This window comes from Neomelitea salexigens DSM 19753 (assembly GCF_000422345.1).
GTDB classification, from domain to species: Bacteria; Pseudomonadota; Gammaproteobacteria; order Pseudomonadales; family Spongiibacteraceae; genus Spongiibacter; species Spongiibacter marinus_A.
The window spans coordinates 67,546-94,419 of sequence record NZ_AULP01000004.1; the positions used below are offsets into that span (position 1 = coordinate 67,546).

The window sequence follows — 26,874 nt, forward strand, 5'->3', positions numbered from 1 at the left end:
TGATTTATTCCTCTGGGGCGACCTTTCTCTGATCGCTATAGACCAGAATAGGCGGCGATTCACCATTGATCACCGAGGCATCCACCACAACCTTGCTCACATTGTCTGTCGACGGCAGGTCATACATGGTATCCAGAAGTACAGACTCCAGGATCGAACGCAGTCCCCGCGCCCCCGTCTTGCGAACCATGGCTTTCTCAGCAACAGCTCGCAGCCCATCTTCACGGAAGTCAACTTCAACACCTTCCATGTCAAAAAGCTTAGCGTATTGCTTAGTCAGCGCATTACGCGGCTGAGTCAGGATACTGACAAGCGCCTCAGCATCGAGCTCCTCGAGCGTCGCAATCACGGGTAGACGGCCGACAAACTCGGGGATCAAGCCGTAGCGCACCAGATCCTCTGGCTCAACGTCAGCCAGCACTTCACCCACATTGCGCGATTCGTCCTTGCTTTTAACCTCAGCACCAAAGCCAATACCGCCTTTTTCTGAGCGGTCGCGAATAACGCGATCAAGACCTGCAAAGGCACCGCCACAGATAAACAGGATATTGGAGGTATCAACCTGTAAAAATTCTTGCTGAGGGTGCTTGCGACCACCCTGAGGGGGTACCGACGCAACCGTACCCTCAATTAACTTCAACAGCGCTTGCTGAACACCCTCACCGGAGACATCGCGGGTAATTGAGGGGTTATCTGACTTGCGAGAGATTTTGTCGATCTCATCGATGTAGACAATACCCATCTGGGCTTTTTCAACATCGTAGTCGCACTTCTGCAACAGCTTCTGAATGATGTTTTCAACATCTTCACCGACATAACCGGCTTCTGTCAGCGTTGTCGCATCAGCAATCGTGAACGGGACATCCAGCAAGCGAGCGAGCGTCTCGGCCAGCAACGTCTTACCGCTGCCAGTTGGCCCCACTAACAAGATATTACTCTTGCCCAGCTCTACTTCATCCTTGCTTTTATCGCCATGGCGAAGTCGCTTGTAGTGGTTGTATACTGCAACCGCCAGCACCTTTTTGGCGCGCGCCTGACCAATAACGTACTGATCCAGGGTCGCGTTAATTTCTTGCGGCGACGGCAGTTTATCACTGCCCGCCTCACTGGCCGCTTCCTGAACCTCTTCACGGATAATATCGTTACAGAGGTCCACGCATTCATCACAGATAAATACCGAAGGCCCCGCAATCAGCTTGCGTACTTCATGCTGACTTTTGCCGCAAAACGAACAATACAGCAACTTGCCGTTGTCATCTGCGCCGTCTTTACTACTCATTAACAATCACCTTGTCGACGTATTGGGCATCTTTTTCTGATCTTAAGATGACCCCTTTTGCCCTTTTTTGCAAGTGAACGGCCGCGCCTGCGAAGGCGCGCCCCCTTAGCTGCGCGAGGTAATAACCTGATCAACAAGGCCGTAATCACACGACTGCTGGGCATTCATAAAGTTGTCGCGCTCGGTGTCGCGAGCAATGGTTTCGTAATCCTGACCGGTATGCTCAGCCATTAATTGGTTCAGACGTTCGCGGATGATCAAAATTTCACGCGCATGGATATCAATATCTGTCGCCTGACCCTGTGCTCCGCCGCTGGGCTGGTGAATCATCGTCCGCGCGTTAGGCAAAATAAAACGCTTGCCCTTGGCACCACCGCTCAACAGAAAGGCGCCCATACTGGCCGCTTGACCAATACACATGGTGCTCACATCGGGCTTGATAAAGCTCATGGTGTCGTAAATCGACAATCCCGCTGTTACCGATCCGCCGGGCGAATTGATATACAAATGGATATCTTTATCGGGGTTCTCGGACTCCAAAAACAGCATCTGCGCCACAATCAGGTTAGCCATGTGGTCTTCAACGGGGCCCACACAGAAGATTACGCGCTCTTTGAGCAAGCGGGAGTAAATATCGTAAGACCGTTCACCGCGTGCCGTTTGCTCAACAACCATAGGCACGAGCCCTAAGTTGTTAATTGTATTGTTATTGATTCCATCAAAGGAGTTTCGGGACATACGCAATTCTCTTCTGTGTCGTGAATTGACTGTTACGTTATGGCATGCCAGAAAAAAATCAAGCGGCGGAACCGAAGTTCAGCCGCTTGACGAAGAGCACTAGTGAACTAGTGTGATCAATCTTCTTCGTCTTCCTGAGCTGGCGGAGACATAACTTCTTCGTAGCTTAAAGTTTCTTCGCTAACCTTCGCTTTTTCAAGAAGTTTTTCAACTACTTCCTCTTCAATAACCATGCCCTCGATCTGCTGCAATTGCTGCGGCTGGCTCATGTAGTAGTTGATAACTTCTTCTTTATCTTCATAGCTTGCTGCCATTTCCTCTAAAGTGGCACGCACTTTATCGGCATCAGCTTTGATATCTTCCGCAGCAATCAGTTCGTTCAATACCAAGCCCAGCTTAACGCGGCGCTCTGCATTCTCGCGGAACAGGTCGTCTGGCAGGATATCAGCGGGGTTCAATTTTTCCGCCAATGCGCCAAATTGCTGCATTTGCTGGTTACGCAACGCATCAATTTCCTGGGCTACCAGTGCCTTGGGTACTTGCAGCTCAGCATGCACGTCAAGAACACCGTCCATCACCTGAGTTTTAATGCGGGTCTTTGTCGCATTTTTCAACTCGCGTTCCATATTCTTTTTAACTTCTGCACGGAAAGCGTCTTCACCACCCTCTTCCACGCCGAACATCTTAAAGAACTCATCATTCAACTCGGGCAGCACTTGCTCTTTCACCGCATTAACGGTGATCGCAAACTCTACCGCGGCACCTTTGAGCTCTTCGCTGTGATAATCCTCAGGGAAGCTCAGCGCCACTACTTTCTCTTCGCCAGCCTTCATGCCGACAATACCGTCTTCGAAGCCTGGAATCATACGACCTGAACCCAATTCCAGATCGGTTCCTTCGCCTTTTCCACCTTCGAATTCTTCACCGTCCTTTGTGCCAACAAAGTCGATGTTCACCTGATCGCCAGTCGCCGCCTCACGCTCTACAGTTTCCCAGCTAGCGCGCTGCTTACGAAGGTTTTCGATCATTTTATCCAGATCTGCGTCGGTGATTTCAGACACCGGTTTCTTGACCTCGATGCTGCTGTAATCCAGCAACTCAATCTCGGGAAACACCTCAAACGTGGCAACGAATTCGATATCTTTGCCTTCGTCCATGCTTTTGGGCTCAATTTCAGGGCGACCTGCAGGCTTGAGGCCCTGCTCCTGAATTGCCTCGTAAAATGAGTCATTCATTACCTGACCCAACACTTCCATACGCACAGATTGACCGAAGCGCTGACGAACAACCTTCATCGGCACCTTACCGGGGCGGAAACCGTTCAGCTTGACGGTTTTCGCAGCTTCTTGCAGGCGGCTGTCTACGGCACTGTCAACACGAGCGGCAGGTACACCAACGATTAAGCGACGCTCAAGACCTGACGTCGTTTCAACTGAGACTTGCATGGAAGTTCCTCAAAAGCGATCTATCACACGACCTGGCTCTTTCAATGCCAGCCCGCTTAAAGAATTCTATGAAATGGTGCGGATGGAGAGACTCGAACTCTCACGCCTTGCGGCACCAGAACCTAAATCTGGCGTGTATACCAATTTCACCACATCCGCACACTTGTAAATCGTTGAAAACTAACGACTTAACGTGACTACGCTTGACTGCTGCCAAACGAGGGTCGGAATTGTGCCACAGGGTCTGCCCGCAATCAAGCAAAGCCCTGCGACAAGGCCCCACAAAGGGGCCTGAGGGGCTGAACGCTTATACGCGCTCAATAATCGTGCTGATACCTTGGCCCATACCGATACACATGGTAGCTAGACCCACGCTGGTATCTTTTTGCTCCATGACGTTAAGCAGCGTGCCAATGATACGAGTACCAGAACAGCCGAAGGGGTGACCCAACGCAATAGCGCCACCATTCAGGTTCACTTTCTCGTCCATCTTGTCCAGCAGACCCAGGTCTTTCAATACTGGCAGAGCTTGCGCGGCAAAGGCCTCGTTCAACTCAACAGTATCGATATCGTCCATCGTCAAACCAACACGCTTCAGCGCTTTTTGGGTTGATGGCACAGGACCATAGCCCATGATTGAAGGATCAACCCCTGCCACTGCCATGCTGCGCACTTTGGCGCGCGGCGTGAGACCGAGATCCATCGCCCGCTGGCCAGACATAACGATCATCGCTGATGCGCCGTCGGCAATCTGTGAGCTGGTACCCGCAGTTACGGTACCGTTTTTAGGGTCAAAGGCGGGACGCAACTGAGCCAGGCTTTCCAGCGTGGTTTCAGGGCGAACGGTCGTATCGGCTTTCACCAGGATCTTGCGACCTTCTTCGTCGTGGCCTTCGATGGCAACGATTTCGTTGTCGAACAAACCCTGCTCCTGCGCGGCAGCTGCACGCAGGTGGGAGCGCAGACCAAATTCGTCCTGCTGCTCACGGCCAATGCCGTGCAACATACCCAGCGCTTCAGCAGTCATACCCATCATGCCCGCGGCGCGAGCCACGTACTTGCTCGCTTGAGGGTTGGGATCCACACCGTGATTCATCGCCAAGTGGCCCATGTGCTCAACACCACCCACCAGGAAGGTATCGCCGAGGCCAGCAGTAATTGACGCCGCTGCAGTATGCAGGGCTGACATGGAGGAACCACACAGGCGGCTAACCGTCTGACCGGCCACTTCGTGGGGTAGCTTAGTCATCACCGACATCATGCGGGCAATATTCCAGCCCTGCTCGTTGGTTTGGTTTACACAGCCCCAGATCACATCTTCGAAGGAAGCGGGATCGACACCTGGGTTGCGCGCCAGCAACGCATCTACCAGCGCCGCCGACATATTTTCTGCGCGCACATTGCGAAATACGCCGTTCTTAGAGCGGCCCATCGCAGTACGGGCGCAATCTACAATGACTACATCATTTGCTTTGAAGTTCATGTTTCAGTCTCCGCCCGATTATTTAAAGAAAGATTCGCCTTTGGCCGCCATCTCACGCAGGCTGTCAGTCACCTGGTAAAGCTTGCCAAGATCAGCGTAGCGATCAGCCATTTCTACAAATGCCTTCACGCCCATTTGGTCGATGTAGCGCAGTGCGCCACCGCGGAATACTGGGAAACCGATACCCATCACCAAGCCCATATCGGCATCGGCGGGGTCGCGAACAATCCCCTCATCCAAACAGCGAACCGTTTCAACACACATTGGGATCATCATGCGAGCGAGAATGTCCTCATCGCTGATTTCCGCTTTGTTTTGCTGCGCTTCAGCCGCCATAGACAGAGCCGTTTCGTCCTCGGCCTTCTTGGGCTTACCGCGCTTGTCTTCCTCGTATTTATAGAAACCCAGGCCATTTTTCTGGCCGTAGCGGTTTGCTTCAAACATCATTTGAGAGATGCCTTTGAAGTCGTGGCGCATGCGATCCGGGAAGCCTTCTGCCATTACCTCTGCAGCGTGGAAGCCGGTATCGATACCCACCACGTCCATCAGGTAAGCGGGACCCATCGGCATGCCGAAGCTTTCCATCACTTTGTCCACGTGGCGGAAATCCGCACCGTCGCGAACCAGCATGTCGAAGCCAGCGAAGTATGGGAACAGTACGCGGTTTACAAAGAAGCCTGGGCAGTCGTTAACAACGATAGGCGTTTTACCCATTTGCAGGGCATATTTAACGGTGCGCGCAACAGTGGCATCGCTGGTTTTTTCGCCGCGAATAACCTCTACCAAAGGCATAGCATGCACAGGGTTAAAGAAGTGCATACCACAGAAATTCTCAGGTCTTTCAAGAGCTTCTGCAAGATAGCTAATAGAGATTGTAGAAGTATTAGAGGCCAAAACCGCATCTTCACGGATGTGCTTTTCGGTCTCAGCAAGTACGGCGTGCTTCACCTTGGGGTTTTCAACAACCGCTTCAACAATCACGTCGGCAGCGTCGAACCCGTCGTAATTCAAGGTAGGACGAATGCTGCTCAGTACTGAGGCCATTTTATCCGGGGTCATACGACCGCGAGCTACACGCTTGGAAAGCAGCTTGCCAGCTTCCTTCAAACCCAGCTCAAGACCGGCTTCAGCGATATCTTTCATCAAAATGGGTGTGCCTTTGTAGGCAGACTGGTAGGCAATACCGCCACCCATAATACCGGCGCCCAAAACAGCGCCTTGTTTTACGTCGCCACCGGCTTTCGCCGCCGCTTTGGCCGCTTTGCTAACGCTCTGCTCGTTCAGGAACAAGCCGACCAGTGCGTTGGACTGGGGGGTGCGTACCAGCTTGATGAAATGGTCAATTTCAACTTCAATGGCTTCATCGCGGCTCAACGTCGCGTTGCGCTCCATCGATTTTACGGCTGTCACAGGCGCGGGCATGTTCTTACCTGCTTGCTGTGCAACCATGGCTTTACCCGTGGTAAAGGCCATCATGCGCTCAATATCGTTCAGCTTAACTGGCGATTTTTTCTCTTCGCGGCGGGCTTGGTAATCAAACTCACCGGCAATGGTTTTCTTGAGCAGGTCCAAAGCCGCATCTTTCAACAGCTCAGGTGCAACCACCGCATCTACGCCGCCGTCTTTCAAGGCCGCATCAGGCTTTTGTTGATTGCCAGTCGCTACCCACAGGTTAGCGTTGTCGCAACCAATAACACGCGGCAGGCGCACAGTACCGCCAAAGCCTGGGTTGATACCCAGTTTCACTTCGGGAAGACCAACGACAGCGCTGCTGGACATCACGCGGAAGTCACAGGCCAGACACATCTCATAACCACCGCCCAGTGCAACGCCATTGATGGCAGCAACAGTGGGTACCGGCAGGTCTTCAAAAGCGTTGAACACATCATTAGCTTGCGAGCACCATTGACGCAGCTCGTCATCTGGCAACTTGAACAGCTCGGTGAATTCGGTGATGTCAGCGCCGACGATAAATACCGCCTTACCACTGGTAACCACAACACCTTTCAAACCGGATTCGGCAGCCAGAGCTTTGGTCGCCTCGCCCAACTCTTCGAGAGTGATGCGGTTAAATTTGTTGACGGAATCGCCCTGGAGGTCGAAGCAGAGCTCCGCGATGCCATCTTCCAGAAAGCTTGCGCTTAACGCCTTGCCTTGATAAATCATTGTTTTCCCTCTATTCGAGTTCTCTAGTCGAGATGTTGGCGGCGGCATTTGCCTGAAGCAACATGTTTACCATGTAAACATTCGGGTGCTAAAACTACCGGAAAGCGTAATTTATGGCAAGCCGCCACGTAAAATCCCGCGCACCCGACCTACTCAGTCAGGCAACCCGGGTCAAACCTGTACTCCTCACGCAGCCAAGCAGCCAACTCCCCTGCAGCGGGATGCGCTATGCGGTCACACCTGGATGCAATTGCCGCTTTTAATGCCGCCGGCATGCCATCCAACCCCTTATTCTGGAACATTGGCGCATACTCCGCCAATATTTGCGCCATGTCTTCGGGCAAACTCCCCAGCGCGGTTTTGAAAATGGTGTCTTGCGCTATATTTTTGCCTGAATATAACGAGGCGAGCCCCATCAGCGGCAGTAACGATAGGTGAAACTGGTTCATCGGGTTCACGAAGTGCCCCCTCGTCAATGTTTTCAGTGACGCTGGGCGCCCGGAAAATGGCAGGGTATTGAGAAAGCGACTGCTCTTTTTGCCATCATTGACGGGGTAGTTATCCCACAGCAATGGCCTTCGGCCAAGGATTGAGGCGGCTCGATGCATGTCGTCAGCGTCGTAGGCGGTAGAAATAACGCGCGGCCCCGTCCACAGGATATCGACCTCCTCGGCCAAGCCTTCATTGAGCGTCGCAAAATAATCCTTCGGGCAATCGCCAAACAGGCTTTCCAAAATCGGGTCTTCGCTGTAATAGCTCGGACAAATCGCCAGCGGGGTATCGGGCAACACCTGCCGAACTGCGTCCACCACTCGTAATTGGCTGACTGCCAATTCAGGCACCCCAGCAGGCAGGTCATCAAACAAAATCCATAACTGGGATGGCCACAGCGCTTTAATTTGTTGCAGCTTTCGCCTCAGGTCAGCGCCATCAGCTTCCGTAAAGTGAGCTTGCAGACCGGCAGGAGACAGACCGACCCCCCAGCCAATACCGGCTTCGCGCGCGGATTCCGAGAGGCTGCGCAATCGCGCAAAGTGCCCTGGGTCGAAATCCTCGCGCCAACGACTACGCAGACTGCTGTCGCCTTTAGGGGCGTAGATATACGCCGAATAGCCCCAATCCGCCAGCATCTCCGGCAGAGACTGACGCTCGGGCCAACTCCACTGGCGGCCGTAGAAACCTTCTATGACACCCAGCTGAAAGGGATGCATTAGCCGCGATAGTAGCGCTGGGGAACAAAACTGCCGCTGCGAACGGCAACTGGAATTTTCTTGCCTCTCAGCTCGGCAAACAGCGCTTGCTGCTCCATCGCCGAACACGCGATGTAGGCCATCGCCAGCGGTCCACCCGTCGACGGACCAAAGCCCCCACTGCAGACCTCACCGACACGGTCGCCGTCAGCGTTAACAATGGCGCTGTGTTCACGAACCGGCGCTCGCCCTTCCACATCTAACAGCACCCGCTTCTCAGCAACGCCGTCTTGAAGCTGCTGAGCAATCACCTTGGCGCCGATGTACCCGCCCTCTCTCTCGCCGCCTGGGCGCCGGCATTTTTGGATTGCCCACAACAAGCCCGCTTCAATTGGACTGCGAGATTGGTCCATATCGTGCCCGTACAAGCATAGCCCGGCCTCGAGACGCAGCGAGTCGCGAGCTCCCAAACCAATAGCCTCCACTTCAGGTTCAGCTAAAAGCGCTTTTGCTAATTTTTCGGCATCGGCACTGGCCACGGAAATTTCATAGCCATCCTCGCCAGTGTATCCGGAGCAGCTCAACCAGCAATCAATGCCCGCCACGGTGATAAAACCCGTATCCATAAAGCGCATGGCTGCCGTTGTCGGTGCCATCTTGCTCAGCACTGCGCGAGCTTTTGGTCCCTGTAATGCCAGAAGTGCGCGATCATTTTGCAGTTCAACTTGTATTGATGGAGGCAGGTGCTCACGCAGCCAGGCAGCATCGTCGTTTTTGCATGCGGCATTGACCACTAGTAGAAAATCATCGCCGCGATTGGCAAACATCAGATCGTCACGAATGCCACCGCGCTCATTTAGCATTAAGCCGTAGCGTTGGCGCCCCTCTGCCAGACCCAGCACATCTTGAGGGAGTATTTTTTCCAATTCCTCAGCAATATTTTCACCTTGAAGGCGAATTTGCCCCATGTGCGACACATCGAACAACCCTGCCGCATCTCTGGTATGAAGGTGCTCTTTCTTTACACCCAGAGGATACTGCACAGGCATTTCGTAGCCGGCGAAAGGCACCATTTTTGCGCCAAGGTCGACATGAAACTGGTAGAGCGCGGTGCGCTGGAGGTTGGAATCACTCAAAATTTGTCCCCACGTAAGATCCGGTGAAGTAGCTCACACTAAATTGAAAAGTCGGTCGAAATTCCTGCTGCTCTGTTCGGCAACCTGCTCAAAACTCAGCCCTTTTAGTTCGGCAACACACTCGGCGACCTCGCGAACATATTTGGGCTCATTTTTCTTACCGCGATAAGGCACCGGCGCAAGATAGGGAGAATCGGTTTCCACCAGCAAGCGCTCCATCGGCACTTTTTTTACCACGTCGCGCAGCTCAGCGGCGTTTTTGAAGGTGATAATGCCCGAAAAGGAAATGTAGTAACCCATATCCATGGCTGCGCTGGCCATCTGCCAAGATTCGGTAAAGCAGTGCAACACACCAGCAACCTTTGGGTCGCCGTGCTGCTGTATCAACGACAGGGTGTCTTCACGGGCGTCACGCGTGTGCACGATGACGGGCTTTCCAGTTTTCACCGATGCTTTCAAATGATTGGCGAAGCTGCCTTGCTGCAGCACTTTTTTCTCGGCACTGTAGTAATAGTCGAGCCCGGTTTCGCCGATCGCGATCACTTTCTCCTGGGCTGAGAGCTCAACCAGGGCATCGACTTCACAAATATCTTCGCTGATATCCAAGGGGTGAACCCCCACAGATGCATAGATATTGTCAAATTGCTGTGCGATCTCTACGACCTTGGGGGCATTATTTAAGTCGATGCCAATACACAACATTCTATCTACCCCACGCTCCTGCGCGGCGCGAACGGCAGCAGCAAGCTCGCCATCGTATGGACTGAGGTCAATGCGATCCAGGTGACAGTGGCTGTCTACCAACATAGTAAAAGGGTTTCCAAATTTGCTATCGAGGAGGGGCTACAATTACATGGTATGGGTCGGTTTTTCCGACTCCAGTATGCCGGCTAACTGCTGCTCTATTTTTTGATTGGCGGTTTTGTCTTCGCCAATGAACTGAACACCAATACCCGCCGCGCGATTACTTTGCGCACCACGCGGGGTAATCCACACCACTTTTCCGGCAACGGGAATTTTTTCCACTTCGTCCATCAGCGTCAGCAGCATGAAGACCTCATCGCCAACCTTATAGGACTTGGTCGTTGGCACAAATAGACCGCCATCGCGAATAAACGGCATGTATGCCGCATACAATACTGCTTTATCACGGATTGTCAGGGACAAAATACCATTACGCGCGCCCTGCTGTGCTCCACTCATGACCCCTTCCCCATTTGTGCCCACCGCCTGCATCGGGTGTTCGGCGAATTATGTTTCTACTATATCAATAAGCCCGCGACGGCGCACGACCATAAAAGGCATCAAACCAATCCAGTAGCAACTTCTCCACTATCAGGCGCTTATTGAGCGCCGCACCGCGAAGCAAGGTCGCCCGCAAACCCAAGGCTTGCTCGTATTGCAGATAAACCGTCGGCAAAGCCATAGACGTGTAAGCCTGCCAACGCGCGTTCAATGGGTGACCGGCCGACAAGTGTTTGATCAGTGCCGCCAAGCGATTCAGCCACCACTCAAGCACGTCCGGAACTTCCCGGTCCTGCCAGCTATCGGCCAGTTGCAGCACGGTTTTTTTGCCCTCAGCCACCTCAGCCAGCGCCGCATCCTGCGCTCGCCATTGGCTCAGACCATCGTTCTCATACAGCTGTTGAGCGGCCAGTGGACGCCCGCCAGACTCCTGCAGTAAGGCCTCGGCATCCTCAGTCTGCCCTAACTGATTCTGCAACCACTTCAGAGCACTACTGTGTTCGGGCAAGGGGAACGTAAGCTGCACACAGCGCGAGCGAATAGTCGCCAACAACTGACTCGGCGAGTGACTCAGCAAAACCAGTACGGTGTCGCCCGCCGGCTCCTCCAAGGTTTTCAGTAAGGCATTTGCGGTGTAGGGGTTCATCGCCTCAGCCGGGTGAATCAATACCAGCTTCCGACCACCCTCTCGGTAAGCGCTTTGCGCAGTAAATTGCTGAAGAGCGCGGACCTGGTCAACGCCAATCTGACGCTTGCCCTCTTCCGGGCAAAGCTCGCGGATATCCGGGTGACTGCCGCTTTGGTAAAGCTGGCACGAATGGCACTCACCACAAGCCAAAAAATTTTTAGGGTGTTCACACAACAGGCTACAAAGCAGCGCCCGACCAAACTGCAGCTTGCCAATACCGGATGGCCCGCCCAGTAACAGCGCATGGGGAAACCGCTGCCCTTCATGCAAGCCTGCCAGCTGCTGCCATTGCGGCATTTGCCAGGGATAACTCAGCGGCATACTGCTCATACCCCAGCCTCCTGCAATACCCCTTGCAGCACCTTGTGAATATCCTGCTGAACTGCCTCCAACGTTTGCGAGGCATCAATCACCCGGTATCGCCTCGGCTCAGCGTGCGCCTGGTCCAAATAGCCTTGACGTACGCGCTGAAAGAAATCCCCCTGCTCGCGCTCAAAGCGGTCGAGCTCCCCGCGACGACTCGCGCGCCCCATACCGACCTCAATGGGAGCATCGAGCAGCAGCGTTATATCTGGTTGCAACTCAGCCTGCACCAATTGGCGCAACTGCTGAATAACTGCCACAGATAAGCCTCTCCCAGCCCCCTGGTATGCGATGGTGGCATCCGTAAAGCGATCGCAAACCACCCAGGTGCCGGCTTTTAGCGCAGGGATTATTTTCTGTTGTAAATGCTGCGCTCTCGCCGCGAACACCAACAACAACTCCGTCAGCTCTGCCATGGGTTCATCGCGCGGCTCGAGCAACAATTCGCGAATGCTCTCCGCTAAAGCGGTACCGCCTGGCTCGCGTGTTTGGATATAGGGAATCCCCGCGGCCGCCAGCGTATCGACGACAAACGCCATATTGCTGGACTTGCCGACGCCCTCCCCACCTTCCAAAGTAATAAATCGCGCAGTCGTCGGCATTAGCGTTTCTCCGTAGCCACAGGGCTGGATCGATAATCACTGCGTCGACGCAGCTGGTAGCGTCTCACTGCAGCCTCATGCTCGGCCAAGGTAGCCGAAAACTGATGACTGCCATCACCCTTCGCCACAAAAAACAAGCTATCGCCTGCTACTGGGTGAAGGGCCGCATGAATGGCTTCTCGCCCCGCCAATGCGATCGGCGTTGGCGGCAAGCCGTTGATTCTGTATGTGTTGTAGGGGTTGCTGGCGTCACGTAAATCTCGCCCACGAATGTTGCCACGATAGGCCTCCCCCATTCCATAAATGACGGTTGGGTCTGTCTGCAAACGCATACCACGCTGAAGGCGTCGCACAAATACGCCGGCGATCTCGCCGCGCTCATGGGGCACACCGGTCTCTTTCTCGATGATCGACGCCATAATCAGCGCTTCATAGGCAGTTTTGTATGGCAAGTCGTCCGCACGCGCCGCCCACTCTTCATTTAACACGCGCTGTAATCGTTGGTAGGCGCGGCGCAGTAACATCTGGGCTGAATCACCGCGATGAAAGTCATAGGTATCGGGGAAAAACAATCCTTCCGGGTTCTCTGCCAACGGCTGCTCGATACCGAGACTAGACCAAAATTGCTCATCGGCCGGAGGCTTTATGCCCTCAGCGTCAATCAGAGCGTGGGACGACAATTGCTGCAATACTTGGCCAAGCGTGGAGCCTTCGACAAAGGTTAACTGGTGGCTCAGCACCTCACCATCGCGGAGCATTTGTAGCCACTCTCCAACCGTAGTGCCCGGTTCTAGGCGGTATTCTCCCGCACGAATTTCTGCCTGTGATGGAAACAGGCGACCGTAGATCTTCAGCACATCGGGCTGTGTGAGCCAACCCCGCGAGGCGGCCTGATTTATGGCAGCAGAAAACCCTGTCCCCCGGTTCAGCACAAACGTTTGGGCCGTCTCGCCCAGGTTCAGAGCGCGGTCAAAATAGCGATCGACGTATGCCAGCAAGAGCAGGCAAAGGATCACAACGGGAAAAACAAGCGCTATCGCAGCGCGAAATAATTTACGCATGAAATTGGGATTCAAAATGTGCCTGCGCGGCTCGACTCATCGGACCGATAGATTTCTGTAGACAGCCGATAGACAGCACCGGCCAGAGGCCAAAAACACTGTTGCATACAAAGATTTCGTCAGCACGCAGGAGCATTGAGGGGCCCATATTGAATTGAAGCGCCGGTATTCCCTGCGCTTTCGCCCAGTGCAGTATTCTCTCGCGCATGATACCTGCAACACCACTCTCGTTCAGCGACGGCGTATGCAGTTTTCCATCACTTACGACAAATAGGTTACTTCGCGTTCCTTCTATTACCCGGCCACTGGTATCCAGCATTAAGCCCTCATCGCAAGTACTGCGTTGCAACTCCTCGGCGGCCATCACCTGCTCCAGCCGATTGCAATGTTTAATGCCGGCAAACTGGGCATTCATTGCCATGCGCGTTTGACACAACATAAGCCGGGCACCGTGTTGCCACAACTCGCAACCAGGTGCTGGCCAAAGGGATAATAAGCGCTCCGCGGTGCGCGATTGAGGCTGGTAGCCGCGCCCGCCACTGCGGCGAAAACACAGGATCTTAAGTACTCGCTTACCTTTTACCGGCGCACAGATCGTGCGAACATCCTCGCGCAAGGCCGCGCCATCAATATCTAACCGCAAGCGCGTCGCACCAGCTATTAGTCGCGCCAGGTGCTCGTCCAGCCACAGCGGCTTACCATCGATCACCAATATGGTTTCGTACAGCCCGTCGCCATAGGCCATACCTCGATTCGCCGCCAAAGATCGATCACAGGGCTTGCCGTTAAGAATGGTCTGTTTATCTATCATCCGATAGCGCCAACTCAGCCTTGATAACGACTGAACAACAAACTGCCGTTAGTGCCACCAAAACCGAACGAATTCGACATGGCGTGCTCAATCCGGCGCCGCTGGGCGGCGTTGGGAACGTAATTTAGGGTGCAACCCTCGTCCGGCTTCTGTAGGTTTATTGTCGGCGGCGCCACCTGATCGCGAATGGCGAGCACCGAGAATATCGCCTCAACAGCGCCAGCCGCGCCCAGCAGATGCCCAACCATTGATTTAGTGGAACTTACCGCCACCGCATCAGCCGCCGGCCCCATTAAGCGCTCTATCGCCCGGCTTTCTGCAACATCGCCCGCCACTGTGGAGGTGCCGTGTGCATTGATATAATCCAGTACCGCGGCATCTTTTTGGGCATCGTTCAATGCCGCTTGCATTGCCGCCAGCGCACCGCGACCGTCTTCTGGTGGCGAGGTCATATGAAAGGCGTCGCAGCTCATGCCAAAACCGCTCAACTCAGCGTAAATCGTCGCGCCACGCTGCCGCGCCGACTCCAACTCTTCAAGTACCAACATACCTGCGCCGTCACCCAATACGAAGCCATCGCGCTCTTTATCCCAGGGCCGACTGGCGCCCTGCGGATCATCGTTGCGCGTCGACATTGCCCGCGCCGCGGCAAAGCCGCCTAAGCCAACCGGCGTGGTTGCCATCTCGGCACCACCAACAAGCATCGCATCGGCATCGCCGTAGGCGATCATGCGCGCCGCCATACCAATATTGTGGGTACCCGTGGTGCACGCGGTGGTGATCGCGATGCTTGGCCCCTGAAGGTTGTGACGGATCGCCATCAGGCCCGCCACCATATTGATGATCGCGCCCGGCACCGTAAACGGCGACAGTTTTCTCGGGCCGCTTTTCTCGATGGTCATCCGGCTTTTTTCAATCAAGCCGATACCGCCGATACCAGAACCAATAGCTGTTCCTACACGATGCGCGTTGCTGTCTTGTATCGCCAACCCAGAATCACTCAGGGCCTGCTCTGCTGCCGCAATGCCATAGTGGATAAACGGATCAAAGCGCTTCGCTTCCTTCGCCGACATATACTCGTCGACGGAAAAATCCTTTATCGAGGCCCCAATACGCGTTGCATACGCGGAGGTGTCAAAGCTATCTATTTCAGTAACTCCGCTGCGACCCTCGAGAATCTGCTGCCAGCTTTCTGCAACTGAATTACCGAGTGGGCTCACCATCCCCAATCCAGTTACCACCACTCTGCGCTTTGACATGAATACCTCCAGCTACCTATTTTTCTATGCTCGCTAACTCTACAGAAACTGGCTATCTGATACCGAGCTACCGCCTTTACCGGCAGAATACTATCGCAATCTGCGCGCAAACTTTATCTTCAGGCACAAAAAAAGCCGCTCTATTTTTATAGAAACGGCTTTTTGCGGGCGGGAATTCCCGCCAGTGCAGAAAAACTTACTGCAGATTTTCTTTGATGTAATCGATGGCCAGCTTCACAGTTGTGATTTTCTCGGCTTCTTCATCAGGAATTTCAGTTTCAAATTCCTCTTCAAGGGCCATTACCAGCTCAACGGTATCCAGAGAATCTGCGCCCAGATCTTCTACAAAAGAGGCAGACTCCTGCACGTCGTCTTCCTTAACACCGAGTTGCTCTGCCACAATTTTCTTGACGCGTTCTTCAATGCTACTCATGGTCCTAAATGACTCCTAATTAATTTTTAAAGTTTGGAGCGCCTGACTCACCCTAGGGCAACTCAGTCGTTCACCGAAAATAGTGATGCGTACGGCCCAGCACTTGGACGCTAATTCTACATCGACTACCGACGCTTGTGCATAGCTAAAACAGAAAAATTCGACATTTCTAGAAAGAAACCCCTATTTTTCAAATGTTTACGCCATATACATACCGCCATTTACATGAATTGTCTCACCCGTAATGTAAGCCCCGGCATCACTCGCCAAAAACGCGACAACGGCCGCAATTTCCTCGGGCTGCCCCAGGCGCTGCAGAGGAATTTGCCCCGCGAGGGATTCACGCTGTTCCTCTGGCAATTTCTTCGTCATGTCGGTATCAATAAACCCCGGCGCTACGCTGTTTACCGTGATTCCACGAGAACCAATCTCCCGGGCAAGCGCTCGAGTAAAGCCGTCCATTCCGGCCTTTGCAGCGGCGTAATTGGCCTGACCAGCATTGCCCATTGAGCCCACAACAGAGCTGATATTGATAATTCGCCCCCAGCGCGCCTTAGTCATGCCGCGCAGGCTGGCTTTTGCAATGCGATAAAGAGAGTTGAGATTAGTGTCGATGACATCGAACCACTCCTCTTCTTTCATTCGCATCATAATATTGTCCTTGGTAATACCGGCGTTATTCACGAGTACGGTGGGTGCACCGTATTGCTCACCAATAGCCTTAAGCACGGCGTCCACTGACTGTGATGACGCAACATCCAATACCATTCCGCAGCCCGTCACGCCCTGCTCAGCGAAGCCTGCAGATATTGACTCTGCGCCTGACTCCGATGTAGCCGTGCCAACGACGGTGTAACCTGCCTCGCCTAGTGCCAGAGCGATTGCCCGCCCAATACCGCGACTTGCTCCGGTCACCAATGCCACTTTATCACTCATACAACGACTTCCTTATTATTCAGCGACCGCAGCCAGTGCGGCCTCTAGGGTTTCTGGACTCTCTACGTTCAAGCACTGCAGCGATTTCTGAATTCGCTTATTCAAGCCACTCAGCACCTTACCTGGCCCGCACTCTACCGTCATTTCGATCCCAGAGTCGGTCATTGTCTGCACACAGGACACCCATTTGACCGCACTGTATATCTGCTGAGTCAGCAATTCCTTGATCTGAGCCGGGTTTGCTTCAGTTTGTGCGTGAACATTGTGCACCACGGGAATGACAGGCGCGTTAATCGTCAATTCTGCCAAGGCTTGGGCTAGCTTTTCACCCGCTGGACGCATCAGCGACGTATGGAAAGGGGCGCTCACCGGCAGCAACATCGCGCGCTTGGCGCCGGCATCCTTCAGTGCAACCAGCGCCGCTTCCACGGCTTGGGTATGGCCCGCCACAACCACTTGCCCAGGCGAGTTGTAATTCACCGCCTCAACAACGCCCTCAGTTGCCGCACAAATTTCTTCGATTTTCGCGTCATCCAGACCCAGCACAGCCGCCATAGCGCCCTCACCAACGGGCACGGCGGTCTGCATATATTGGCCACGCGCACGAACCAGTCGCACGGCATCAGCAAAGTCGATTGCACCGGCACAGACCAGCGCAGAGAACTCACCCAGGCTATGCCCGGCCATCATCGCCGGGCGCAGGCCACCCTGCGCTAACCACAGGCGCCACACCGCCACACTAGCGGTGAGCAACACGGGCTGCGTCGTCTCGGTCAGATTCAGCTGGGCTTGCTCACCCTCTTGAACCAATGCCCACATATCGTAATCCAGCGCATCAGAGGCCTCGGCAAAGGTGTCTTTCACTTGGGGAAAGGCGGCTGCCAAGTCGGCCAGCATGCCGACTTTCTGCGAACCTTGACCAGGAAAAACGAATGCTAACTTCTTTGCTTCCATCAGTTGTACATCCTTTGTTATCTATTCACTTATTGATTTTTAAATGGCGCATCGCACTACAAATGCTCGGCGATACGCGCTGGTAGATCTTGACCGACTGCTCTAGCGGCTTGCTGGATTGCCGCGAGAAAGCCTTTTTCATCGGAGCTGCCATGGCTTTTCACAACCACCCCTTTCAGCCCGAGCAGTACAGCGCCGTTGTAATAGCGCGGGTCGTGCCGTTTTTGAAAACGCTTTAGCACCGGCAACAACAGTAAACTGACCAAACGTCCGAGGAGGGTTTCGCGCAGCTGGGCACGCAGTGTTCGATTGATAAACGACGCCGTGCCCTCGCTCACCTTCAAGGCGATATTGCCGACAAAACCGTCGCAAACCACCACATCGACCTCACTGCCAAATATATCCCCACCCTCAACGAAGCCCACATAGTTAAGCCGTGGTTCCTCGCTCAACAGCGCCGCCGTGTCTTGCATTAGTGCGGTCCCTTTTATTAGCTCCTCACCAATGTTCAATAAGCCCACGCGAGGCGCGGTATTACCATCGACAACGCTGCACAAGGCACTGCCCATCACTGCGTACTGGCGAAGCTCTTCAGCACTGCACTCGACATTTGCGCCGAGATCCAGCATAAAGGTGTGATGGTGGTCGGAAGGGATTGGGGCGCAGATCGCAGGGCGGCGAATACCGTCCATGCGCTGGACAATAATGCAGCTCATTGCCACGAGTGCGCCGGTGTTTCCAGCGCTAAGCACTGCTGACACCTGGCCATCACGAAGCAGCTCTAAAGCGATCGCCATGGACGACTGGCGTTTTGTTCGAAGTGCCGACGCAGGTTTATCATCCATTAGCACCACATCTGGCGCATGGACAATAGATAGACGGTCTAGGGGCGCTCTGGAATCAGCCAGGGCAGCACGTATCGCAGGCTCGTCGCCTACCAGCGTGATATGAAGTTCTGAATTCTCGTTCAGTGCGAGAACGGAGGCGGGAATCGTAGAGCGGAGACCGAAGTCTCCGCCCATTGCATCAACGGCTAATCGCAGTGATGCCACGCAAATGTTAGTCGTCTTTACCAGCGACTACTTTACGGCCACGGAAGAAACCGTCAGCGGTAACGTTATGGCGCAGATGCTTTTCACCGCTAGTCTGGTCTACTGACAGCGCTGCGCTAGACAGTGCATCGTGTGAACGACGCATGCCGCGACGAGAACGGGTCTTCTTGCTTTTCTGAACAGCCATGGCTCAACAATTCCTCTTCACTTAATCTTGGGGTTTTAATGACCCCAGTACAGAAAAAGGCGACTCGCCCTTCTCTTCAATTCCGGCGCCTTCCGGCGCGGGATAGTCAGTTGGTGCAGTGGTTTTGCAATCGTCTATATCGTGGTAGCTAACGAAAGGCGTGCTGATAATCAGCTCGTCTTGCAATAACTCGTCGAGCGCCAGTAGCTCCTCACCCAAAATCACCGGATCCAATGACTTCGGCAAAGCTTTGGCCTGCTCTTCGGTCCACACTATAGCGAGAGCAAATTCCGCCGCAATTTCGATAGGCATGGCCTGTAAACAGCGCTCACAGCTCACTTCGACTGCGGCACGAGCCTTCCCATCCACTCGGTAAAACCCCTGTTCATCTCGATACAGCTTAATATCGGCCAGTACTTCGCCGTTATCAGAAGCCAGTCCCGCCGCAAAACGGCGTAACTCGCTTACGCTGATCTTCGCGCAAATTTCCGCAGCGCTGATGCAGAGTTTCCTCGCATCCAGCTGCTTAGGCAGGGGCTGTCTTTGCATAAGCGCGCAATCATAGGGATTTGACTGGGCGATGTCAAAGCAAAATGCCGTATTTTTAGGCGCTTACGCCGCGATTTCGCCCACACAAGAATCGCGGGCAAGCCACTGCCCCCAAGCCCTCGCGAATTGGCGGCCAAGATTCTGCTAAACTCGTCAAAAGCTCTGACCGGACCCCGCATTAATGACCAACCCAACCAGGATCGTACTCGCCTCCAGCTCGCGCTACCGCCAGCGATTAATCAGCCAGCTCGGCATACCTGCCGAGTGTCACGCCCCGAATATCGACGAAACACCGCTAAACGCAGAAAAGCCCGCAGAGACCGCACTGCGCCTAGCGCAAGAGAAAGCCGCCCACGTGGCCACTCAGCACAGAAATGCCCTGGTTATTGGCAGTGATCAGGTTGCAGACCTCGACGGCGTCGCACTGGGTAAGCCCGGCGACCGGGACCACACCATTGCACAGCTTCAAGCCTGCTCCGGCAAAACCCTTCGCTTCCACACGGGCCTATGCCTAATTAACACCCAAAGTGGCCGCCAGCAGGACTGCGTCGACACGTTCACCGTAGTTTTTCGGCCTTTGACCACCGAGCAGATCACTCGCTACGTGGACAAAGAGCCCGCGCTTGACTGCGCCGGCGGCTTTAAAATGGAGGGATTAGGCATTAGTTTATTTGAGCGCCTAAGCGGCGACGACCCCAACGCCTTGATTGGCTTACCGCTGATACGCTTGGTGGATTTTTTGACGAAAGAGGGCCACCCCCTCCCCTAGGCAACTCTGCCGCGCGAGCCTTACCTAGCGCGGTAGCACCGCATCCAGATGATCAAAATGATCAATAATGGCACGAGGCCCCCACTGCTTTAGTCGATCGGGGTGATGTACGCCGTAACTAACCCCTATCGACGGCATACCAAAGCGATGAGCCATCTCCAGGTCATACTCCGTATCGCCGACCATGACCGCGTCATGCGGCGCGACACCCAAAGCCTCACACAGTTCACGCAGCATCAGCGGATCCGGCTTTGACGCCGTTTCATCGGCGCAGCGACTGGCGGTGAACAGCGCGGCCTCCGGCAAGTGCGAGAATACCCGGTTCAAGCCCTTGCGGCTTTTGCCCGTTGCCACGCACAACTGATGGCCCGCCGCGTGCAAGCGCCGCAAGCCACGCTCAACCCCGTCAAAATACGAGCAAGGCTGCCGATCAGCCTCTACAAAACGTCGCGCATAGGCGTCGCGAATCTCGGCAACCCCATCTGGAGTTTGTAGAGGAAAAAGCATCGCAATCGCGCGACTCAATTCCAAGCCAATAATATCGCGCACCTCCGCCGGGGTCGGCGCCGCCACGCCACAATCATTAGCAGCTTGGCGCATGCACGCCACGATCTTGTCAGATGAATCAAGCAAGGTTCCATCCCAGTCAAAAATAATAAGCATCGCCGCTAGTTACCCTCACTTTCTAGAACTGCTTGTAGGTCACTCGGCAGAGGTGCCTCCACAGAAATTGTCCTCCCACCCAAAGTGAACGACAACGAATGGGCGTGCAGGAATAAACGCTTTACCCCCTTTTCCCGAAATCGCTGATTCGCCGCTTCATCACCATATTTATCGTCGCCAAGGATCGGGTGGCCGGCGTACTGGCAGTGAACGCGAATTTGATGGGTGCGCCCGGTAATTGGCCTGGCCTCCACTAAACTCGCACCCTCAATACGCTTGAGCAATCGATATTCGGTGAGCGAGACCTTTCCCTCGATGCCCGCACGAACCATCCTCTCACCCGACTGCAGAACATTTTTCTGCAGTCGCACATTCACCTGGTTTTTGCGTACAGGCCAACTCCCAGCCACCAGTGCAAGATAGCGCTTATCTACCGCATGTTTTTTCTGAAGAAGCTGATGCAATTCTTTAAGAACACTTCTTTTTTTCGAAACCATGACACAACCAGACGTGTCGCGATCAAGGCGGTGAACCAATTCTAAATGCCGAGACTCCGGGTATATTTGGCGCAGGGATTCAATCAGGCCCATCAATACACCGCTGCCGCCATGCACCGCCAACCCCGAGGGCTTATTAACAATCATCAGCCCCTCGTCCTCATAGATAACCGCGCCACGGATCCGCGCCGCCAGCGAAGTCGACACGGGAACCGTCTCGCGCTGCGCCAGCCGAATAGGCGGGATGCGTAACACATCCCCCGCCACGAGCTTATATGCCGGCTTAGCCCGAGATTTATTCACCCGCACTTCGCCGCGACGTAAAATGTTATAAATCTTAGACTTAGGAACACCTTTTAATTCTCTCATTAAAAAGTTATCCAGCCTCTGGCCGGCAAAATCGCCTGTCACGGTGACAAACCGCACTGCGGGATTAACTAATCCGTCTGAACTCACTCAAAACCTCGGTAAATCATTGAGACAACTACTGAATACTGCTATATTCCGACGCGTAGCCGTTGGGCCCGGTTCCCGCCACAGCAGGGCTGTGTTGCAAGGGAAAACCGCCAACCGTCTACAGAGGCAGATATCGCCATAGGGAATTTGGCAGCGCCTCACCACGTGAACAAACAGTGTGCCGGCGGCATTTTAGCGTAGTGCCGGTACATAAAACATTGTGCTGCCGAGATTTGCCGGCACCGTAGATGTGATAGAACTCTGTAAAAGCGACGTACGATTAGACGTTACCGATATTTGGCGCGTATACCCTGCGCCTACCGTATTAGACGAACGACGACCAGCGCGTGAACAATCGCGCCGAGAAAAGCGCGGCAACAAACGACCATGCCGCACACAATGAGAACGCTGGCCGAAAACGGCCCCGGCGCCCATAAGGCCCAATCGACTCATTGCAACGCTTATAGATGCTCAATCACGTGAGCGGCCCGACAGATCCCGGCTTTTGGGATTTGATAGCTCATGAAAAGAATGCTCATTAACGCAACTCAGCCAGAAGAGTTGCGAGTTGCCCTCGTAGACGGGCAACGTCTTTACGACCTGGACATCGAGAACCGTACCCGCGTTCAGAAAAAAGCCAACGTGTACAAGGGTAAAATTACCCGCGTTGAACCCAGCCTGGAAGCCGCTTTTGTCGACTTTGGTGCCGAACGCCACGGTTTTCTTCCCCTCAAAGAAATCTCCAAAGAATATTTCTACCGCAACCCCTCTGACGTTTCCGGCCGTGCGAAAATCAAGGACCTGGTAAAAGAAGGCACTGAAGTTATCGTCCAGGTTGAAAAAGAGGAGCGCGGCAACAAAGGTGCCGCACTCACGACCTTTATCAGCCTCGCCGGCCGCTACATGGTACTGATGCCAAACAATCCCCGTGCCGGCGGTATTTCTCGTCGCATTGAGGGAGAAGAGCGCGCTGCTTTGCGCGATGCGCTGAACAGCATCAATATCCCAGACAGCATGGGCGTCATTGTTCGCACAGCAGGCATCGGCCGCAGCTCGGAAGAACTGCAGTGGGATTTGGACTACCTTCTTCACCTGTGGTCAGCCATTCAGCAAGCCGGCGAAGAACGCAAGGCACCCGTGCTTATCCTTCAGGAAAGCAACGTTATTATCCGCGCAATTCGCGACTACTTGCGCGACGATATCGACCAGGTCTTGATCGATTCTGAAGAGTCCTACAACGAAGCCATGCACTTCGTTGAACAGGTGATGCCGCACTTTAAAAACAAGGTGCGCTACTACCAAGACCAAGTTCCCCTGTTCAACCGCTACCAGATAGAGTCCCAGATTGAATCGGCCTTTCAGCGCGAGGTTCAGCTCCCCAGCGGCGGCTCTATCGTTATCGATCCAACAGAGGCACTCGTCTCCATCGATATTAACTCTGCCAGAGCAACCAAGGGCGGCGATATCGAGGAAACAGCGCTGCAAACCAACCTTGAAGCGGCTGACGAGATTGCCCGCCAGTTGCGACTGCGTGATATCGGCGGCCTGATCGTTGTCGATTTTATCGACATGATGGCAGCCAAAAACCAACGCGAAGTGGAAAACCGGGTCCGCGATGCCATGGCAACGGACCGCGCCCGCATCCAAACCGGGCGGATCTCCCGCTTTGGCCTGCTTGAAATGTCGCGCCAACGCCTCCGCCCCTCACTGGGCGAGACCAGCGCCAAAGTCTGCCCACGTTGTAGCGGCCAGGGCACTATTCGCGACACCAAATCCCTCGCCCTGTCGATTCTTCGCCTCGTCGAAGAAGAAGCGAATAAGGAGAAAAGCGCCGAAATTCGCGCCATTGTTCCTGTCAATGTTGGCTCATATCTGCTGAACGAAAAGCGCACAGCGATACACGACATCGAGCAGCGCAGTAACGTACGTGTGGTAGTGATCCCCGCCCCACACCTGGACACACCACATTTCGAGGTAGCCCGCCTGCGCGAGAGCGATATCGACGGCGATGCCGAGGTCAGCTACAAAATCGCCGCTGAAGCAGAAAGTGAAGACGAGCAAATCAAGGCCCCACAAGCGCCCGCCGCCGCACCCGCTGCAGTGGTTCGCACATTGGCACCCAAAACACCAGCGCCAGCACCCTCGCCGGCAAGCGACAAACCTGCCGACAACAAACCTGCTGAGCAAAAAGCGGATGAAGAAGGCTTTTTCAGCAAGCTGGGTAAAAGTATCGCCGCCTTCTTTAAAGGCGAAGAGCCTGAGCCCGAGCCCACTCCTGAACCACGCCGCGCCAATAATCGCAACCGCAACAACAACCGTGGTGGCCAGAACCGCAACAACAACCGCGGCGGACAAAACCGCAACCGCAATCGTCGCCCCAACGACCAGCGCAATCGCAACAACCAGGGGGGTGACAACGACACAGCGAAAGCGAATACTGAACGCAGCGGCAACAAGCAAAACCGCGATAAGCGCAATGACGAGCGCGGTGACAATCGCAGCGATAGCCGCAACAACAACCGCAATCGCAACCGTAATCGCAATGATCGCGACAACACGGCCGCGAACAAAGGTAATGACAAGCCCAGCAACGACACGCGCAAGCCGGAAAACGATCAAGCCGACAGCGACAACAAGGGCAATGAGTCAAACAATCGCCCGCGTCGCCGCGGCAACCGCCGCCCTCGCGGCCCCCAGGAACGTAAACGCAGCGCCGCACCCGTAGATGCTTTGCCGGAAGAGGCACGCAACAGCATTGTTGCTGAAGAGACTGCAGAGGATGCGAAGGTAAACACTGAAGCGGCCCCGGCGGCAGAGGCGCCCACCACAGCTGCAGAGACTCCCGCCCCCCGCCGCGAGGAAACTCCGAACCAAGCTACTGCGCCCACTGCCCCGGCTGCAGACGTGAAGGACACCGCCAGCAACGACTCAGTGGAGGTAGAGGCAACTGAAAACGCCGCTACTGAAAACGAGCCGGCGCCAGCCAAGCGCAATGAAGAGGCCGAATCGACAGCGACGGAAGACAGCGCAACCGAAGCCGAGGTAGCGGACACTGAAGCGACACCACCGTCCGACACGCCGGCGAAGGACGTCGAACCAGCCGCTGAAGCACCGGCTGAGCCGTCAGCACCGGATACGGCGGCTGAAACAGCATCAGAGCCCGAAGCGCCGATCGAGGCGAGCAAGCCTGATGTTGCCCCGTCACCCGCCGCTCCCAGCAGTGTTGCCAAGCCGCAAGGTAGAGCCGCCAACGATCCGCGCGTTGCACCCAGCCCGGTTGGCACTGTGGACATCACCACGGCGCAACCGCAGGCGCCAGCGCTGGACCCAAGCATCATGGCGCAACCTAACCCGGATCGTCCGAAGCTGCCAAGGGCGGCCAACGACCCTCGGAACTAAGTTTGACGCTATCTCACCTAAGCCCGGCAAATGCCGGGCTTTTTTTGCCTAATTTTTAGCCACACCCGTCTGATTTATAAGTCTTTTTTAGAAATACGCTTGTTTCAGAAACAAACCTAGGTATAATCTCGGGCTTCTCCGGAGGGGTGGCTGAGTGGTCGAAAGCACCGGTCTTGAAAACCGGCGACGGGCGACCGTCCCAGGGTTCGAATCCCTGCCCCTCCGCCATTTTTCTCTTGGTAATTACCGCCCTCTTCTGCTCGTATATCTGCACTGAAAGCCCCGCTCTGGAACGTCATCCCAGCGCAACTGAGTGCTTTTTATTCCCGCTTAGCTCGGCACTAACACCCCCTACGGAGATACTTTATTCGCTCATTGGGCGATTAAAGCGAGCCATCGACGCGAAAATCGCGTTAGTCGGGTAGACTGATCAAAACTGGCCGCATCAGGAAACAAGGTGCAAGAACGGTCAACGTTGAGGCAGCTGTAACCATGACAATCCCCCCATCGCTTGCTCAGTTGCGCTGGATCGCGCTCGGCGTCACATCATTCGGTTTTGCGCTATTCTCCTCTCTCTGTTTGGGGTTTTCGCTACCACCAAATAGTGAGCCGCCGCACAGCGCTAATGTCACTCCAAACTTCACGACACCGCCTGTTAAGCTACCTCTGGCACACGGCAAAGCAGTGTCTTTTGGCATAAAAGACTGCAAGGTATACCGGCTGGCAGACGCCGGGGGCGCGTCACCGGGCTGGACACTGCTATTCAAACCCGCCCCGTATTTTTTGCCGCAACAATGCGTAAGAGAACAACTCGCCTTTGACGGCAAGTACATTCAAATTGAAATCGGCACCCAAGCATTGGGTGCAGGAGGGTGCTGCACGACGTACGCGGCCTACCGCAGTCAGGATGGGGAAAATTGGCAGATTCGACGCTCTACATCGACTGAGAAATGGCAAACACTCGGCACGCCAAAATAAGGTTGACCGACATCAGCCTCTTATCACTGCACTTCGTAGAGCTCCTGCAGTTGGCGCACCCGCTCGTTAGTGAGGTCTGTCATGCAACTAAGTTCGTCCACGTGCCGGGAGCTACCCCCACTCATTAACCGAAAGACCGCTGCACAATGTTGATCCCGATAATTCTGCCAAGCAGCTTGGCCCTGAACTAGGCTGTGCTTAATATCCTCACGCTCGACCAAAAAATCCTCAAAGCCGTTATCGTCAATTTTCGCCTGAATCAATGTCAGGGTGCTGGCCAGACTCGACTCAGCAACATCAAACGCCGCCTGGGACACACAATACTCTTTCGGGAAATCACAAATAGGCTCGGCATAACATGCCATTCCCAGCATCAATACGACTGCGATCGCACTATATTTCATCCACCAACCTCTTCCCTTTACGCAGCCCAGACTGAGCGATTACCGACCAAGCGCCTTTTCAACTATCCGGACGTTCTCTCGCGACAGACGACCGACAGCGACGCGAGCATTGTTTGACGCTACCATAGCAA

At 54.5% G+C, this 26,874-nt stretch carries 26 protein-coding genes and 2 tRNA genes; 4 read left to right on the top strand and 24 right to left on the bottom strand.

The genetic code is table 11. From position 1 onward, the window contains the following. Positions 1-4: 4 nt before the first annotated feature. From clpX to H573_RS0107970, 21 genes are all read right to left on the bottom strand, one after another. Positions 5-1,279: an ATP-dependent Clp protease ATP-binding subunit ClpX gene (gene clpX / locus H573_RS0107870; protein WP_027873787.1), complete on the bottom strand. Its 1,275-nt coding sequence runs from the start codon at positions 1,277-1,279 to the stop codon at positions 5-7. Between the two features lie 105 nt (positions 1,280-1,384). Continuing rightward, positions 1,385-2,017 carry an ATP-dependent Clp endopeptidase proteolytic subunit ClpP gene (gene clpP / locus H573_RS0107875; protein WP_036256150.1) on the bottom strand — a complete coding sequence of 211 codons (633 nt, stop codon included), beginning with the start codon at positions 2,015-2,017 and terminating at the stop codon, positions 1,385-1,387. 116 nt (positions 2,018-2,133) lie between these two features. Next, positions 2,134-3,462 carry a trigger factor gene (tig, locus tag H573_RS0107880; RefSeq protein ID WP_027873789.1) on the bottom strand — a complete coding sequence of 443 codons (1,329 nt, stop codon included), beginning with the start codon at positions 3,460-3,462 and terminating at the stop codon, positions 2,134-2,136. Between the two features lie 74 nt (positions 3,463-3,536). Beyond that, a tRNA-Leu gene (locus H573_RS0107885) sits at positions 3,537-3,621 on the bottom strand. Between the two features lie 148 nt (positions 3,622-3,769). After that, positions 3,770-4,945 carry an acetyl-CoA C-acyltransferase FadA gene (fadA, locus tag H573_RS0107890; RefSeq protein WP_027873790.1) on the bottom strand — a complete coding sequence of 392 codons (1,176 nt, stop codon included), beginning with the start codon at positions 4,943-4,945 and terminating at the stop codon, positions 3,770-3,772. Positions 4,946-4,963: 18 nt separating this feature from the next. Continuing rightward, a complete protein-coding gene (gene fadB / locus H573_RS0107895) occupies positions 4,964-7,111 on the bottom strand; it encodes a fatty acid oxidation complex subunit alpha FadB (protein WP_027873791.1) in 2,148 nt (715 codons plus the stop codon). A gap of 149 nt (positions 7,112-7,260) precedes the next feature. Next, positions 7,261-8,322: a beta-N-acetylglucosaminidase domain-containing protein gene (locus H573_RS0107900; RefSeq protein WP_027873792.1), complete on the bottom strand. Its 1,062-nt coding sequence runs from the start codon at positions 8,320-8,322 to the stop codon at positions 7,261-7,263. Continuing rightward, positions 8,322-9,437 (bottom strand): glycine cleavage system aminomethyltransferase GcvT, encoded by a 1,116-nt coding sequence (gene gcvT, locus H573_RS0107905; RefSeq protein ID WP_027873793.1) that lies wholly within the window; start codon positions 9,435-9,437, stop codon positions 8,322-8,324. The genes H573_RS0107900 and gcvT overlap by 1 nt, the downstream gene beginning before the upstream one ends. A gap of 33 nt (positions 9,438-9,470) precedes the next feature. Beyond that, complete coding sequence (locus H573_RS0107910) at positions 9,471-10,244, bottom strand: TatD family hydrolase (RefSeq protein ID WP_027873794.1); 774 nt, start codon at positions 10,242-10,244, stop codon at positions 9,471-9,473. A gap of 42 nt (positions 10,245-10,286) precedes the next feature. Then, the gene (locus H573_RS0107915) at positions 10,287-10,640 is read right to left on the bottom strand and encodes a PilZ domain-containing protein (RefSeq protein WP_027873795.1); all 354 of its coding nucleotides are present in this window, start codon (positions 10,638-10,640) and stop codon (positions 10,287-10,289) included. 64 nt (positions 10,641-10,704) lie between these two features. After that, a complete protein-coding gene (locus H573_RS0107920; RefSeq protein ID WP_051171120.1) occupies positions 10,705-11,700 on the bottom strand; it encodes a DNA polymerase III subunit delta' in 996 nt (331 codons plus the stop codon). Continuing rightward, positions 11,697-12,335 carry a dTMP kinase gene (gene tmk, locus H573_RS0107925; RefSeq protein WP_027873797.1) on the bottom strand — a complete coding sequence of 213 codons (639 nt, stop codon included), beginning with the start codon at positions 12,333-12,335 and terminating at the stop codon, positions 11,697-11,699. The genes H573_RS0107920 and tmk overlap by 4 nt, the downstream gene beginning before the upstream one ends. Further along, entirely contained in the window at positions 12,335-13,396 is a 1,062-nt protein-coding gene (gene mltG, locus H573_RS17510; protein WP_036256151.1) for an endolytic transglycosylase MltG, read from the bottom strand. The genes tmk and mltG overlap by 1 nt, the downstream gene beginning before the upstream one ends. Beyond that, the gene (gene pabC / locus H573_RS0107935; protein WP_027873798.1) at positions 13,389-14,207 is read right to left on the bottom strand and encodes an aminodeoxychorismate lyase; all 819 of its coding nucleotides are present in this window, start codon (positions 14,205-14,207) and stop codon (positions 13,389-13,391) included. The genes mltG and pabC overlap by 8 nt, the downstream gene beginning before the upstream one ends. Positions 14,208-14,221: 14 nt before the next feature. Then, the gene (gene fabF, locus H573_RS0107940) at positions 14,222-15,466 is read right to left on the bottom strand and encodes a beta-ketoacyl-ACP synthase II (protein WP_027873799.1); all 1,245 of its coding nucleotides are present in this window, start codon (positions 15,464-15,466) and stop codon (positions 14,222-14,224) included. Positions 15,467-15,662: 196 nt separating this feature from the next. Beyond that, positions 15,663-15,899, bottom strand: a complete 237-nt coding sequence (acpP, locus tag H573_RS0107945) for an acyl carrier protein (RefSeq protein WP_022957235.1) — start codon at positions 15,897-15,899, stop codon at positions 15,663-15,665. A 198-nt stretch (positions 15,900-16,097) separates the two neighbouring features. Then, on the bottom strand, positions 16,098-16,835 hold the full coding sequence (fabG, locus tag H573_RS0107950) for a 3-oxoacyl-ACP reductase FabG (RefSeq protein ID WP_027873800.1): 738 nt from the start codon (positions 16,833-16,835) through the stop codon (positions 16,098-16,100). A gap of 15 nt (positions 16,836-16,850) precedes the next feature. Continuing rightward, positions 16,851-17,789: an ACP S-malonyltransferase gene (gene fabD / locus H573_RS0107955; protein WP_027873801.1), complete on the bottom strand. Its 939-nt coding sequence runs from the start codon at positions 17,787-17,789 to the stop codon at positions 16,851-16,853. 56 nt (positions 17,790-17,845) lie between these two features. Continuing rightward, complete coding sequence (plsX, locus tag H573_RS0107960; protein WP_027873802.1) at positions 17,846-18,841, bottom strand: phosphate acyltransferase PlsX; 996 nt, start codon at positions 18,839-18,841, stop codon at positions 17,846-17,848. Between the two features lie 7 nt (positions 18,842-18,848). After that, on the bottom strand, positions 18,849-19,028 hold the full coding sequence (gene rpmF, locus H573_RS19295) for a 50S ribosomal protein L32 (RefSeq protein WP_022957239.1): 180 nt from the start codon (positions 19,026-19,028) through the stop codon (positions 18,849-18,851). Between the two features lie 21 nt (positions 19,029-19,049). Further along, complete coding sequence (locus H573_RS0107970; protein ID WP_027873803.1) at positions 19,050-19,577, bottom strand: YceD family protein; 528 nt, start codon at positions 19,575-19,577, stop codon at positions 19,050-19,052. 181 nt (positions 19,578-19,758) lie between these two features. Here H573_RS0107970 and H573_RS0107975 point away from each other — a divergent pair, with 181 nt between their 5' ends. Continuing rightward, the gene (locus H573_RS0107975) at positions 19,759-20,346 is read left to right on the top strand and encodes a Maf family protein (RefSeq protein WP_027873804.1); all 588 of its coding nucleotides are present in this window, start codon (positions 19,759-19,761) and stop codon (positions 20,344-20,346) included. Positions 20,347-20,370: 24 nt separating this feature from the next. Here H573_RS0107975 and H573_RS0107980 read toward each other — a convergent pair whose 3' ends face one another. After that, positions 20,371-21,009, bottom strand: coding sequence for an HAD family hydrolase (locus H573_RS0107980; protein WP_027873805.1), 639 nt, complete (start codon positions 21,007-21,009; stop codon positions 20,371-20,373). 5 nt (positions 21,010-21,014) lie between these two features. After that, positions 21,015-21,962, bottom strand: a complete 948-nt coding sequence (gene rluC, locus H573_RS0107985) for a 23S rRNA pseudouridine(955/2504/2580) synthase RluC (RefSeq protein ID WP_027873806.1) — start codon at positions 21,960-21,962, stop codon at positions 21,015-21,017. Between the two features lie 522 nt (positions 21,963-22,484). Between rluC and rne the strand changes: the two genes are divergently transcribed. The 3 genes from rne to H573_RS19515 all read left to right on the top strand — a co-directional run bounded on the left by rne (position 22,485) and on the right by H573_RS19515 (position 26,339). Next, positions 22,485-25,361 carry a ribonuclease E gene (rne, locus tag H573_RS0107990; RefSeq protein ID WP_027873807.1) on the top strand — a complete coding sequence of 959 codons (2,877 nt, stop codon included), beginning with the start codon at positions 22,485-22,487 and terminating at the stop codon, positions 25,359-25,361. Between the two features lie 140 nt (positions 25,362-25,501). After that, positions 25,502-25,589: transfer RNA gene (locus tag H573_RS0107995), tRNA-Ser, on the top strand. 456 nt (positions 25,590-26,045) lie between these two features. Continuing rightward, on the top strand, positions 26,046-26,339 hold the full coding sequence (locus H573_RS19515; RefSeq protein WP_154653863.1) for a hypothetical protein: 294 nt from the start codon (positions 26,046-26,048) through the stop codon (positions 26,337-26,339). Between the two features lie 23 nt (positions 26,340-26,362). Here H573_RS19515 and H573_RS17515 read toward each other — a convergent pair whose 3' ends face one another. Next, complete coding sequence (locus H573_RS17515; protein ID WP_036256157.1) at positions 26,363-26,743, bottom strand: lysozyme inhibitor LprI family protein; 381 nt, start codon at positions 26,741-26,743, stop codon at positions 26,363-26,365. Between the last annotated feature and the right edge of the window lie 131 nt (positions 26,744-26,874).